This window comes from Lysinibacillus sp. FSL W8-0992, assembly GCF_038008685.1.
Classification (GTDB): Bacteria; Bacillota; Bacilli; order Bacillales_A; family Planococcaceae; genus Lysinibacillus.
In genome coordinates, this window is record NZ_JBBOZQ010000001.1 from 3,999,107 (window position 1) to 4,013,113 (window position 14,007).

The 14,007-nt window shown below is 34.7% G+C and carries 9 protein-coding genes; 3 read left to right on the forward strand and 6 right to left on the reverse strand.

Annotated features, from left to right (window positions below; all coding sequences use genetic code 11):
- The first annotated feature begins 107 nt into the window (after positions 1 to 107).
- The 3 genes from NSQ74_RS20100 (at position 108) to NSQ74_RS20110 (ending at position 2,955) form a co-directional block, all read left to right on the forward strand.
- Positions 108 to 560, forward strand: a complete 453-nt coding sequence (locus tag NSQ74_RS20100) for a MarR family winged helix-turn-helix transcriptional regulator (protein ID WP_340825663.1) — start codon at positions 108 to 110, stop codon at positions 558 to 560.
- A gap of 404 nt (positions 561 to 964) precedes the next feature.
- Positions 965 to 1,978, forward strand: a complete 1,014-nt coding sequence (locus NSQ74_RS20105) for an ornithine cyclodeaminase family protein (protein WP_340825664.1) — start codon at positions 965 to 967, stop codon at positions 1,976 to 1,978.
- 14 nt (positions 1,979 to 1,992) lie between these two features.
- Positions 1,993 to 2,955 carry a threonine ammonia-lyase gene (locus NSQ74_RS20110; protein WP_340825665.1) on the forward strand — a complete coding sequence of 321 codons (963 nt, stop codon included), beginning with the start codon at positions 1,993 to 1,995 and terminating at the stop codon, positions 2,953 to 2,955.
- A 658-nt stretch (positions 2,956 to 3,613) separates the two neighbouring features.
- On the opposite strand, the gene NSQ74_RS20115 is transcribed toward NSQ74_RS20110, so the two are convergent.
- The 6 genes from NSQ74_RS20115 to NSQ74_RS20140 all read right to left on the reverse strand — a co-directional run bounded on the left by NSQ74_RS20115 (position 3,614) and on the right by NSQ74_RS20140 (position 13,829).
- Positions 3,614 to 4,411 (reverse strand): tyrosine-type recombinase/integrase, encoded by a 798-nt coding sequence (locus NSQ74_RS20115; protein WP_340826520.1) that lies wholly within the window; start codon positions 4,409 to 4,411, stop codon positions 3,614 to 3,616.
- Positions 4,412 to 5,215: 804 nt separating this feature from the next.
- Positions 5,216 to 6,385 (reverse strand): NHL domain-containing protein, encoded by a 1,170-nt coding sequence (locus NSQ74_RS20120; protein ID WP_340825666.1) that lies wholly within the window; start codon positions 6,383 to 6,385, stop codon positions 5,216 to 5,218.
- A 34-nt stretch (positions 6,386 to 6,419) separates the two neighbouring features.
- Positions 6,420 to 8,375 carry a FecR domain-containing protein gene (locus tag NSQ74_RS20125; RefSeq protein WP_340825667.1) on the reverse strand — a complete coding sequence of 652 codons (1,956 nt, stop codon included), beginning with the start codon at positions 8,373 to 8,375 and terminating at the stop codon, positions 6,420 to 6,422.
- Between the two features lie 527 nt (positions 8,376 to 8,902).
- Positions 8,903 to 11,806 (reverse strand): chitobiase/beta-hexosaminidase C-terminal domain-containing protein, encoded by a 2,904-nt coding sequence (locus NSQ74_RS20130; RefSeq protein ID WP_340825668.1) that lies wholly within the window; start codon positions 11,804 to 11,806, stop codon positions 8,903 to 8,905.
- Positions 11,807 to 12,207: 401 nt separating this feature from the next.
- Positions 12,208 to 12,732 carry a GNAT family N-acetyltransferase gene (locus NSQ74_RS20135; protein ID WP_340825670.1) on the reverse strand — a complete coding sequence of 175 codons (525 nt, stop codon included), beginning with the start codon at positions 12,730 to 12,732 and terminating at the stop codon, positions 12,208 to 12,210.
- Between the two features lie 332 nt (positions 12,733 to 13,064).
- Complete coding sequence (locus tag NSQ74_RS20140; protein ID WP_340825672.1) at positions 13,065 to 13,829, reverse strand: hypothetical protein; 765 nt, start codon at positions 13,827 to 13,829, stop codon at positions 13,065 to 13,067.
- Between the last annotated feature and the right edge of the window lie 178 nt (positions 13,830 to 14,007).

Here is a 14,007-nt window from a genome sequence, read left to right on the forward strand (position 1 = left end):
TTCTGAATTAATGAAAATTTCTTGAACACATTCATGAGTATAAGGGATTTTTTTTTAGTTGTAAATACAACATAACATTTTTTTTGAATTACATCAGGGGGAAAAAAATGATAGAGATACTTCGCGAAATTGGAATGATTGCTAGATGCTTGGATTCTATTAGTAATATAGAATTTAAAGAATTGCATTTATCTAAAGGACAATATTTATATCTTGTAAGAATTTGTGAGAATCCTGGTATTATTCAAGAGAAACTATCAGAAATGATTAAAGTTGATAAAACCACTGTTGCTCATGCAGTAAAAAAATTAGAAGCACAAGGATTTGTAGAAAAAAAGGACGATTTTGAAAATAAAAAAATTAAAAGGTTATACCCTACTAAGAAAGGTGAAGACATTTATCTTTTATTAAAACGAGAAGAAGAACATTCCGACATAGTTGCACATAGAGGGATTGATAAAGAAGAAGCACAAGCTGTTTTAAAAACATTAAAAAAAATAAGAAGAAATATAGAGATTGATTGGGAGTTACTAAAAAAAGGTGAAGAGAGAAAATATTAAAAAATTCACCAAGAGAAAACACATAGTAAAAAGCTAACTGATATTAATAATATATATTCATAAGAAAAATATTATTAATTTTATTTAACTTAGTACTTTGTACAATCCCCTTCTACCTGTTTCATTTATTAATATTATTTAAAATATTATTGCTAAACTAAAAAATCTATGTTATTTTAATTTTTAAGTTATAAAACAAATAATATGATGCTTGTATTTTCCCCCGGGTTAATACATTTAAAGCACTGGATTTCACTCCGTTAGGGCCTTTTTAGGAGGAGTGAGATTCAGTGCTTTATTGTCTTTTTTAGGGTAAAAGCCACTTTGAATCTAAAAAAGAGGGATTTATAACTTATAAATTTTTAAAAAATAAAATTTCATGTACCTAGAAAGGGGCTAATTTAATGTTTGAAATTCGTATACTTAGTAAGGAAGATGTAAAAAAATTAATTTCAATCCAACAAGTTATAGAAGTTGTTGAAAGTGTCTATAAAGCAAAGAGTGATGGCTTAACAGATGTATGGCCAACAGTATTTTATGAATTCAACCGAGGTAAAGCAGATTTAGATATTAAATCAGGTTACTTAAAAAGTAAGCAACTTTTCGGGCATAAAACTGTCACATGGTTTGGAGATAATACCGAAAAAGGAATTCCAACACTAATTGGTATGATTGCTGTATTTGATGCAGAAACTGGTATGCCAATAGGTATGACAGATGCTGCTTATATTACTGGTATGAGAACTGGAGCAGCTGGTGCATTAGGTGCTAAATATTTGGCTAGAGAAGACGCAGAAAACTTATTAATTGTGGGTGCTGGAAATCAAGCTATCTTCCAAATTGCGGCTACATTGACAACAATACCTACGATTAAAAAAGTACGAGTAGCTTCACAGCAACTAGCCAATGCAAATAGTTTTGTTGAAGGAATTTCTCAACAACTTAAACATCAATTCGGTATTAACGTTGATAATATTGAATTCGAAGCTGTAGATGATTTAGAACAAGCTGTAAATAATAGTCATATTATCATTACAGTTACCCCTTCAAGAAACCCAATCATCAGAAAAGAATGGTTGCAAAAAGGAACTCACATTTCTTGTATTGGAGCTGATATGGAAGGAAAGCAAGAAATAGATTCTGAAATACTGCCCTCTTCCTTAATTTTTGTAGACGATATGATGCATTGCAAAGAGGTTGGTGAAATAGAAATTCCTCTTAAGCAAGGCATTATAAATGAAACAAATATTATCGGAGAATTAGGCGATTTAATAGTTGGTAAAGTTAAGGGAAGAACAAGTAACGATCAAATAACAATTTTTGATGCTACCGGCATGGCACTTTTAGATATTGCTACAGCTGATTTGGCACTAAAGGAAGCAGAAAAAAATAAACTTGGTTCAAAAACTAATATTTAAAAGGAGATAAAATTATGAGTTTACAATTTAAAGAAATCCAAGAAGCTTACACACGTATTAAGAAGTATGTACCCACTACACCCTTAGAAGAATCTTATTATTTAGGGAATCAAAATCAACGCTATTTCTTTAAACTTGAATCATTTCAAAGAGCAAAAAGTTTTAAAATTCGTGGTGCATTAAATAAAATGATGACTCTAACCACAGAAGAAAAAGAACGTGGTATTGGAACTATTTCTTCTGGAAATCACGGAAGCTCTGTTAGTTATGCAGCTTCAATCCTTGGTATCAAAAATGCAAAAGTTATTGTTCCTAAAAATACACCTCAAAGTAAAATAGATAAAATTAAATATTTTGGTGCTGATGTTATGCTGATGGGAAATAGTTATGATGAGGCACATGCTCTCGGAATGACTTATATAGAAGAAAATGGTCTTACATTTATAGATGCATATTATAGCGATCCCAAAATATATGCTGGTCAAGGAACAGTTGCTATAGAAATTTTAGAACAAAAGCCTGATATAGATACGATTGTTGTACCAATTGGTGGTGGTGGCTTGATAACAGGCATTGCAGTTGCCGCTAAATCAATTAAGCCAGATATACGTATTATTGGTGTGCAAACAGAAGCATGCCCAGCAATGATAAATTCTTATAGAGATAAAACCTTTTACGAAGAATACCCAAGTGAAGAGTCAATCTGTGATGCTTTAATTGGAGGTATAGGAAAGTTAAGTTATGAAATAGCGAAAGATTATGTTGATGAATTTCTTATGGTTTCAGAAGAGTCAATTGCCAAAGCTGTTAGTTTTATGGCAAAGGAAGAAAAGTATATTGCAGAAGCTGCAAGTTCTACGACTGTAGCTGCAATAATGGAACACAGAGAAAAAATTGGTGGTCAAAATATAGCACTTGTTATATCAGGTGGAAATATTGATGGAAAACTCTTAACGTCTATTATGGCGAAGTATTAATAAATATAAAGAAACCTCTCCAGACAGGATATAAATTTTCACTGATTTAACTCGTTTGATTTTACTTTAAAAAAAGGAAAATATTAGATATTTTCTTTTGATTCAAGCTAGAAGGATACCAAGTATTATCATATTTTTATTAAATAAAAATATAACGGATTTGGAAACATTCTATTTTCTAAATCTATAATATTAAAATGACACTAAACCAAATAAACTTTTGTGTTTAGTGTCGTTTGATCGTATAATTTTTCAGAAAATTCTATTAAGTTTAATCTTAATTTAAATACTAATTAACGACCATTACGGTTAATGGTCCCTACTTTGCAGCTGGCTTAAAAAAATAATCTTAAAAGAATAAAGGGCATTCCCTTAGTAAAAACAGGTACTGTCCCTTTATATCAATTTATTCTTTTTGTGCGATTTTGACATAAAACATCGATAAAAACACTAGAGTTACTTGAAGAATAAAATTATTTGTAAATTCGCTTTTTTCTGACGGTGCCCTACTTTTGTCTTTCTAGATAATTTAAACTAATTCGTTAGTTCATTAACTTCAACACACTAATATGTGTTTTACTTTCCTCAACAATCTGGCCCTATAACAGAAAAGACAACCACTTTTACATGGGTGTCTTGAATTACTAAGGGTTTGATTTCAAAAGTATTTACTATAATAGTCTTGTCTTATTTTTCCGCTTAACTGAGCATATATCTTTGTAGTCTCACTCTTTTCATGCCCAAGTAAACTTTGGATAACATCTATTGGCGCACCGTTATTAATCATATGAGTTGCAAAGCTGTGTCGTAATTGATGCGGGTGTATACTCTTTTTTATTCCAGCCCGATTTGATACGCGCTTAATAATATATCTTAAATTATCAATGCTCATACGCCTTTTAGGCTTTCTGTCCGTAATAAACAAACAAGGAACTTCATCCTCCCGTTCATCTAAATACCTTTTTAACCAAATGGAGCAGCGAGTATTAAAGTATACTTCTCTTTCTTTATCACCTTTCCCTTGTACAATGACGGAATTTGTTCGAAAATCAATATCATCACGATCTAATTTTACTACCTCCCCAATACGGCAGCCGGTTGAATACATAAACTCAAATAGCGCATTTTCCATCGTTGATTGACAAGCTTCCCTTAGATGTTCGATCTCTAATTCCGAGAGAAACTTAGGAATTCTTTTACCTAATTTCGGCTCTTTCAATTTAGCAGCAGGATTTTTTAGAATATATCCCTCTTCATGTGACCATCTAAATAGTGATTTAACACAACGAATCCTATGCCCTAAACTGGATGGCTTTAAGTGTTCTCCTGACTGTATTAAGTAATCTTTTAATTTTTCTGTACTAAATCCGTTCATATCAATATCACCAAAAAATCGCAATAAAAGATTGTATTGAAAATAATATGTTTTTAATGTAAGTGTTGAATACCCCTCTATTTTTTTATCTTGTTGGTATTATTTCCACGCTTCGGATAATAACATTTATCTTTCACTCCACTCTCCTACTAAGTTAAATCTAGTATTCTATATTCTATTATGTTCAGAGAGAGGCTGTTTCATACAGTGATTATTCAATAAGCTAATATATTGATAATTTCCAAAGCATTTTTAACCAGAAAATAGAAAATGGGGCCTTCCCCTATTTCTAGGAAAGCGCAAGACACGCTACTGGCCTTGGACTCTCCATTGTAAAAATCCTTGTGGAGCAAATGAATGGGCATGTATCTGCCGCCTATGTTAACAATAAGTTAACGATCGAATTGACGTTTCCTCTTAAGGATGTACATCCACAATAAACAGCTTAATATGTATGGCAAAGGCACGGCTCGATTTGAGTCGTGTTTTTATTATCTTCTGTTACTATAGACAAACCAAAAATGCACAAACCCGTTAAGGCTTGTGCGTTTTCATTTCATCAATAAATGTTCATGCAACACTGACTAAATACGTACCAGGAGGGGCATATGATTGCCTCTCAAAGCATTGATACCACTGTTTTTTAATTTAGGTTGTGTAGGAACTTTCATAAAAGATTGTTATTCAATAATATGGCCCTTTAATAAAAACGAGCGCTGATTCTTGTTACAGAATCGCGCCCGATTGTTGAACAACGAATATAAAGCCTTTTTACCACATAGCCTCGATATTTAACTTTGATACGGTTCGCCGAGATGTGGCTAAGTGAGGTTTTTTACTTTAAATCTATTATTATGCATTTGCGAATTTTATATAGCCACAACTTCACTTTGACTCAACAAAACGAATACTATTGTGGTAGCTATCTACTACAAGAAGGGATCCTTCAGGTAATACTAAAATGTCCGTTGGGTAGTATAGTGGGCTTTCACTGCCGCTAGTTCCTCCGACAACGGTTGTTACTTTACCATTCGACAAGTAGCGAATGGCATGATTTAAAGTATCTGTAATTAAAAGTCCACCGTCATTTGTAATCGCTAAACCTTTTGGAAAATTAAATTGAGCGGATAACGCTAAGCCATTTTTGTAATCTCCATCCGCATACAAATTAGTAGATTTGGAAATTGTGCTACTTTTAGTAACGTTCCCAGCAACAGTTGAAACTGTATTAGAAGCAAAATCAATATACCGAATAAGCTGGTTCCCACTATCGCTTACATACAAGTTCCCTTTTTTGTCAATCACAAGGGCAGAGGGTTCATTAAATTTTGCGTCCACTAGTTTTCCATCTGCAAAATCTCCAGCTAATTCTATTTCTCCTTCTTCTATTTGTGCCACTCTATCGGAATAAGCATTTAACGTGCTAACTTTTCCATTTGTATCAATCTTTCGGATAACGTGGTTTAATGTATCCGCCACATACAACGTTCCATCCTTTGCAACTGCAACATCTTGAGGATTATTAAACCTCGCTTGCATGCCATCTTGATTGCCGATAAAACCATCCCCTGCAACTGTTGCCACGTTACCATCTTTCGTAATCTTACGAATAACATTGTTGTTGGCATCAGCAATGAAAATCGTATCATTTTTATCTACTGCCATTCCCATAGGATTGTTAAATACCGACATTTCTTTCTTGTCATCATGCCAGCCACCTAGAGGGTTACCATGCGTATCGGTATCAAATGTTATGCCCGCATAAGTAGAGACAACGTTACTTTTGATCATTCGTATTGTTTGATTTTTACTATCTGCAACTAAAATAGAACCGTCTGATAGTGAAACAATACTATTTGGCTTACGGAATGAAGTAGCTTCTGCTTTGCCATTTGCACTACTATATTCCCCATTACCTGCAAAATTAGAGACAGAAACGCCATCCTTCAAATAAGCCGGCAAAACTAATTCATCCTGCCTCGAACTACTTGCAAATACAGTAATTGATGAGAATAATAAAGCCGCCGTTATTGCGGGGGAAACAAATAATTTCATACACTTATTCTTCACTAGATATCCCTTTCTTTCATCATGGAGTAGGAACTAAATCTTCTATAGGATTCTCTGTTTGAAAGTTGATCGTTTTATTGGCTAGAACATTCGAACTTTCATCTAATGCTAAAATTTCTAGTATATAAGACTTTCCTGACTGTAACTCATCGTCAGTAAAATTATAGACATCCATTATTTCATCGTACGTTTTTACTAATTCTCCGTTTAAGTAAACTTCATATATAGTAGCATTAACATAATGAGCCCAGTGTACTTTTATATAATTAGTACCAACACTTAATTCCTCTATAACTAGTTCTGAAACGATAGGTATTTCAACTAGTCGCTCAACAGCATTTTTTATCGCTTCTGTTTTTTCTACTTTTTCACTATCATTTGTTTCATTCATAGCTAGTGCCGCTACTAATTTTCCCCAAGTATCTGGGGTATAGCGTATTGAATTTGTTGGGATGCTAGACTTGGCAATCATTAAATTATGGTCAATAACCGTTATTAATCCAGCTACAGCTAATTTAATAGCTTCTGTTTTCTCTATTTTTTCACTGTTACTTGTCTCTCTCAGTCCTAATGCAAATACTATTCGGCTCCAACTTTCCTCGGTATAACGCTCCGAAGATATGGGAACTGTTGCTTTTGCTTTTGCAAGATTAGTATCTATATCTGATGTAACTGGACCAGGGTTTTCACTTGGTTGTGATGGTGATGTCGGAACAGGAGCTTCTGCTTCTGCTTCTGCTTTTGATTTAGAATCTGATGCCGCTTCTTCTTGTTTCTTCTTTTCTAATTCCAATGCTTTTAATCTTTCTTCTAATGCCTTTCTTTTTTCTTCATCCAGCTTTAGTTGTAGATTTTCTAGTGCTTTTTTTCGCGCAGCTTCTTCCACTGCTTTCTTCTGCTCTTCTTGCTTCCTAAGCTGTTCTTGTAGCTTATTTAAAATATCTTGGTTCTGTTGCTTTAATTGTTCTTGCTTTTGTTTTTCTTCCTCTTGTTTCTTCTTTCTTTCCTCTTCAAGCTTTTGAAGGAGTGCCATTTTTTCTTTTTCTGCATCCGTTAACTGTAGTGGTAGTGTTTTATCCAAATCGAGGTCAAAGTTTATATTGTATTGTTCCTTTAGTTTTTTTATTAATTTTTCAATTTCCTGTTGGCTTATTTTTTTCTGTTGAATAGCTTCATTTACTATATTACCGACAAGGTTTTGTAAGTTTTGGTTAAGTCGATTTATATCTTCTTTATTTAATTGTTGCCCCTGTTGAAGTTCTGCTATATATTGTTCATTCTCTTTATCTATGGCCGCTTTACTCCGAAGTATTGCTTCTATTAAAGTCGGGTCCATATTTCTTATAAGACTATCTAAATCAACGATATTCACATCTCCGCTATTATTTAATAATTGTTGACTTGGAAACACAAAAGTACTATCTCCACTTCCCTGATTATTTGGGCTCACATTAACAATTCCTGATCCAACAAAAACTGAAGAATTACCTGTATTTGGATCAACGCCTACAAAAAAGTTTGTCCCTTTCACATTCATTGTAGAAGAGGGCGTTCCTATTTCAAATTTATCTTTTGAATGTTTTAAAGGTGTTACTTTTGCCCAAATGGAACCGTTCCACATTGTTAGCTTAGTACGTTTATTTTCTTTAGCTTCATCTAAATTAACTATAGAAAATTCCGTATTTTCACTAACAGTAATTTCATCATTCGTATCTGGAATAATTAATCTCAAACTAGCATACGGATTTGTTGAAATTCGATCTCCTTGTTGCAATGTCATGCCCTCATATGCCCGTATTAACTTAACACCAGCACTTTTTTGAATCATAACAGTTCCGCGGACTTCCTCAATTTTAATACTCCTATTGGATGCCGCTTCCGCATCAATAACGCAATATTTAGATAAAATAACACACAACATGATGATAGGAATAAACAGAATAAATAGTTTTTTGCTATACGATTTTATTTGCATACTTTCCTCCTTAGAAATAATTTTTACTAAATAAAATAGTTTTCCATTAATTTTAACTAATTTCTCCTAACTACAATACTAACAAATGTTAATGTTTGTTAAATAAATTTGATTAACATAAAAGCATTTATATTGAAGTTTATATTTTAACTAAATTAAATAGCCCTACTAAAGACAAATTTCTATACTCATTCAATGCCCTAAATCGCTCTTGTAGATTTACGAAGTATAATGGGCTTAAAAGAACCACTTAGAACACTAACGTTCTAGGTGGTCATATTAAATTAAATATTGAGTCCATTTCTGTTCCGGTTCGTGCAGTTTTATATAGTAGAAACCCACTCGTTTAGCACAAATACTGATTAAAACAAGTGGGTTTCGTTTTTGTTTGAGCATAATTTTTATAAAAGAGATTGATTAACACGCTTCGTTTTTGTAAAACTGCTTCTACAGGTAGGAATGTTCCCAATTAAAAACTACACATGTTGCGGCGTTATCCTTGCAAGCCATACATGTGTAGTTTCTATTTATTTATTGACTATTCTTTCGGTTGCAGCCGACTCGATTTCTCCAATAGCCCAATGGGTAGAAGGGACATCACTAAAGGTAGACATTGGGATGTCTTCTAAAACTGGACGTTCGAATAATTGGTTCAGTACTTTCACAGCTTGTGCACGTGTTAAGGAACCGTTTGGATTAAATGTCGTTTCACTGTTACCCGTCATAATTCCCGATTCACTCACTTGTTCGATTGCACTTGCGGCCCAGTGGGTTGATGAAACGTCTGTATAGGATTTGGCTTTTCCAGAGACATGGCAGATTGTTTTTGATGGCTCCTTTACACATCCAGTTTCGAGCCAATGAGTTACTACAGTGGCCATTTGTGCACGTGTAATTGTGCCGTTTGGATTAAATGTCGTTTCCGTTGTGCCATTAAATAAACCTGTTTGCTTCACTACTTCAATCGCATCTTTTGAATGGTGGTAGATTGTATCTTTAAAAGAACTATTCATAGTTGTTGGGATGTCTCCGTTGGTTAAAAAACGCGCTAACATCGTTGCCATTTGTGCACGTGTCACAGGGGCATTTGGTTTGAATGAGCCATCAGGGTACCCCTGGATGTAGGGTGCTAATCGGTTCACTTCTTCATCTTGCACTTCTGAAGTATAAAGTAGACTAAATGTTGAGAAGTGGTCTACTTCAAACTGGAACCCTTTCACACCTGGTTCAAATTCAACAATACGTCCTCGTTTTACTTCTGCTGTTCCGTTACTATGCTCAATATAAACGACTAATGATGCTATTTGCTCCTCTGTCGCATCAGCTGGGATTGGTAAAGTGACTATTACTGGTCTACTTTGCAGATTCGTTTTTATTGCGACTGTATCCCCTAATAGGTTAACGGACATTTTATTTGTTATAAAATCTTGTACTTTCTGATTTTGAGCAGCGTTTTCTTCGATTACTTTCCGTTCTGTTTGCTCAATAGGAGCGATTCGGAAAAATAGATTGTCTGTAAAATCATTTAATGATGTATGTGGAACACGTATTGTGGCGTTTGCTATTTGAATGAACAAGTCTACTTTCTGTTTTGCCAAATATTCAACGGCAGCACGTTGCACTGTCAGTGTTGTATCGACATTAGCTGCTTCTGCTGGGAAAATAACACCGACAACTCGCTCTTTCTCGCTCGTCAATTGCTGAATAATCGCCTGTACATTTTCTAAGGTCACGTTACCCAGATAGATTATTTCGCCATTTTTCACAACACGCTGTATCAAAATTTGATGCGATGGCGATGGCGGTGACGGGTTCAGGACCGATGTACCTGCTGGCAATAGTGTGTAACTCTCACTCATAATAGGACTGTTGGGAATACCTACTTTTATCGCAATCGCTTTAATTGTCATATCACTTGTTACACTGATAGGCGATGTATAAGGAGTAGAAGTATTACTTGGCGTACTACCATCTGTTGTGTAATAGATTGTTGCTCCCACTGTAGCGGTTGATAACGTTATAGTTGTACCGGACGTTACAGTTCCGCCACGTATATTCGCAGTAGGTGTTTCTGCTGGCATTATCGTGTAGCTCTCGCTCATAACTTGGCTGTCTGGAGTGCTTGCCTTGACTGCGATTGCCTTGATTGTTATATTGCTCGTTACGCTAATTGGCGATGTGTAAGGTATAGAAGTATAACTTGGCGTACTACCATCTGTTGTGTAATAGATTGTTGCCCCCACTGTAGAGGTCGATAACTCTACAGTTGTGCCGGACGTTACAGTTCCGCCACGTATATTCGCAGTAGGTGTTTCCGCTGGTATTATCGTGTAGCTCTCGCTCATAACTTGGCTATCTGGAGTGCCTGCCTTGACTGCGATTGCCTTGATTGTCATATTGTTCGTTACGCTAATTGGCGATGTGTAAGGTATAGAAGCATTAGTTGGCGTACTACCATCTGTTGTGTAATAGATTGTTGCCCCCACTGTAGAAGTCGATAACTCTACAGTTGTGCCGGACGTTACGACTCCACTAGGTGGATTCGCCGTAGGCATACTGGCCGGTGATACAACCGTATGGGCTGTCGTCAGGGAAGAACCGTCTATTGCGTTTCCATCCCTTGTGTACTCGATTCGCAATTGATGATCACCTAGTGCTAAATTCGTAATTGCGAAAGAGGTCGACGAATAAGCATAGTTATCAAGGTTTAAATTATAGGGTTGGTAGTTATTAGGTGAAGTTCCTTGACCCTTGAGAGTTATCGTCCCGTTCGCTTCCAGTATCATTTCTCCCACGTAACGAACTGGCGCTACATTTTCCCATACCTTAACAATACGATTCATTGAATCTACCGCTACAAGCTTTGTGTATTCAGTATTGGCTGAATACGAAAAGGTCCAATAAGTAAGGCCGTTCCATTCAATCGTGTCCACAGTAGTGTAACCGCTGGAGCAGGTGGCACAGATCAAGTTTGCGCCCGCCACAGCAGGTGCATCATATTGAGACCTGTTCTTAATAATCGGTTCGCTGCTTAAGATCTCCGTAGAATCTAATAAAGTATTACCATCATATAACTTAATGACAGATCCTGGAACAAACTCATTAACAGAAGCATTAATCTGAACACTACTGCCATAAACCGATGTGGAGGGAACTTCTAATCTCACATCCAACGAGGTTGAAGCTCCAACTGCCAGCCTTTGGAATGACCCCACGTCCTTTGGTATCATCACTGCTTGATTATTAATTTTATCAGGTATGGTAATATCTTTAGCTGTTCCTTTGTATTTTGTAATGGTTACGCCTGTACTATTGGTCTGCGTTTCAAAATCTACTTCACTATTTACTGCACTAGCGCCATATACTGTTATATTTCCCCATTGTAAATGAATGAGTAACACTATTAGGAATAGGCTAGGTATTTTTTTCATGTAGTCTTCTCCCATTCTCTTTTTTTCCTCTGTAGTAGCAATCTCCACTCAATTTGCTTACATATAACTTCATAATAAGCTAAGTTAAAAGATAGTAATACTGACAAATGTTAATGGTTTGACAATTAACATTTCAAATTAGGAACCAGCATGCTAGTTTGCGGTAAAAAATAGGTTATAGTGTTGTACCCTTACGAACCTAATCTTCTAAGAAGTTCATAGTTCATACTCCTCCTATTTTGTTTGAATGCTCCTATTTTATTGACATAAAAACACCCCTTTAGACCAAATTACCTATAGGGGTGTTTCAGTGTGACTTTATACAAATGTCGCAACTATATTTTATTCAGAACATCAAGAAATGCACCTATAAGTTAGCTACAATAAAATATCTAAGCCTATTACAACAAATCAGAGGATAACATTCCATAAACCATACTATCTGTCCATTCATTTTTATTCCAAAAATCTTGTATGAAATGGGCTTCCTTTCTCATGCCTATCCGTTCACATAATTTTTGTGAAGCTGTATTCCGTGCATCAAGATTAGCTTGTATACGATGTACATTAAACTCACTAAATAATTTAATGACCAAATTACTTACTGCTTCAGTAGCCAAACCTTTCCCAGCTACTTCATTTGAAAAACTATAACCAATCTCAACCGTATCTTTCATATTTGTATACCATACAGATAGATCACCAACTACTTTAGTCTTGTATATAACTGCCAAACTTAACATTGATTCTTTCGTCAGTGCACTGTTCACTAGCTTCTTATTAAATCTTGTCTGCATATCTTCATGAGTCCACTTATTATGTAATAGGAACTTACATGTATCATCATTATTATAAATAGTAAATACATCCTGTAAATCAGTACTCTTAAATGGTCTAATTAGTAATCTTTCTGTAGTGATTTCCAAGTTAGCTCTCCTCCCTTGCATTCATTCAACAAAACCTTTTTCTCATAGTATCCTTCTTCGACTTTTCTTCACAATCTCCACGTCCAATTTTATTATCGTATTATCTGGCCTGTTTGTTGAATAAATTAACTCACATTTACAAATACATTTAATATTTTTCAAACGACTAATCAAACTTTAATACAAACAATCAAACTATTTTATAATCATACATTTTAAATATTCATCCCAGCTAAGCCAAGGTATCGACAAACATCCTGTCTGTAAGTCCAAACCAGAAAAATAGCCCCCTTAGTAAATAAATAAGAGGGCATAATGTAATTTCTAATCTATCACTTATCTTCAACTGGCTTTAGTGAATTCATTGGAAGGTAAACAGCATTATCGAGTCTTTCTTCTAAGTCATCGGATACATATATATAACCATTAATTTCTTGATCATACCTTGAAAAAACAGTACTCCCCTTTTTCATAATTCTTTCAGTTTTAGATTCTTTTAATGGAACGCCTTTCCCCTCTTCATCTCTTGTTAGTTCATAACGTACACCTCTTTCTCTCGAGATTGTCTCAGCGATTTTAAGGTCTGTACCAGAATACTCGTAACAAAATTCCTCACTACCATCACCACTGTCGCAATACTTTAGTATTTGTCCATTATTTGTATCCTTGAAATAAATACCCCATGGTCCTTCTAGTTTAAAGTGAGATCCGTAATATAAGCCGTCATTAATACCATCGCGCGTAATAACAATATAAGTTGGTTTGTTATAAAAAGATGAACGAATTTCTATTGGTACTTCTTTGAAAACTACTAAATCCGTTGCTTGTACGCGGTATTGGCCCATTTGATAGAATATTTTTTTATCATATTTTTCAATATCATACGTTCTAAAGAAGTTATTTCGCTTAACCACTAAAGATTCAAACGTACCATCTGAATTTTTCTTGTATACCTTAATGTCTTTTTTAAAAGTCATTTTCCCTGTTTGCCCTTTTACAACTTCTGCTCCATCATACATCACTTTCGCTTCTGATTTTGTTGGATTTACTACTGAAAATACAAATGCTGCTAGTATCACGATAAATAATTTTTTCATTATTCTCCTCCTTCTCAGTTTTACAAACATAATTTCTTAGTATTATATACCAGTAACTTAATATGATGAATAAACAAAAAAGACCAAGTACTCACCTAGGAGCGCTTTGTTATTAGTTTATTGAATCAGGAGTCTAACATAAAGGACATAACATATTTTATATGACTATTATGTTATG

Coding starts and splice junctions, on each gene's coding strand:
- NSQ74_RS20125 (WP_340825667.1), bottom strand. CDS start 8,375: ATGCAAATAAAATCGTATAGCAAAAAACTATTTATTCTGTTTATTCCT.
- NSQ74_RS20100 (WP_340825663.1), top strand. CDS start 108: ATGATAGAGATACTTCGCGAAATTGGAATGATTGCTAGATGCTTGGAT.
- NSQ74_RS20105 (WP_340825664.1), top strand. CDS start 965: ATGTTTGAAATTCGTATACTTAGTAAGGAAGATGTAAAAAAATTAATT.
- NSQ74_RS20110 (WP_340825665.1), top strand. CDS start 1,993: ATGAGTTTACAATTTAAAGAAATCCAAGAAGCTTACACACGTATTAAG.
- NSQ74_RS20130 (WP_340825668.1), bottom strand. CDS start 11,806: ATGAAAAAAATACCTAGCCTATTCCTAATAGTGTTACTCATTCATTTA.
- NSQ74_RS20120 (WP_340825666.1), bottom strand. CDS start 6,385: ATGAAATTATTTGTTTCCCCCGCAATAACGGCGGCTTTATTATTCTCA.
- NSQ74_RS20140 (WP_340825672.1), bottom strand. CDS start 13,829: ATGAAAAAATTATTTATCGTGATACTAGCAGCATTTGTATTTTCAGTA.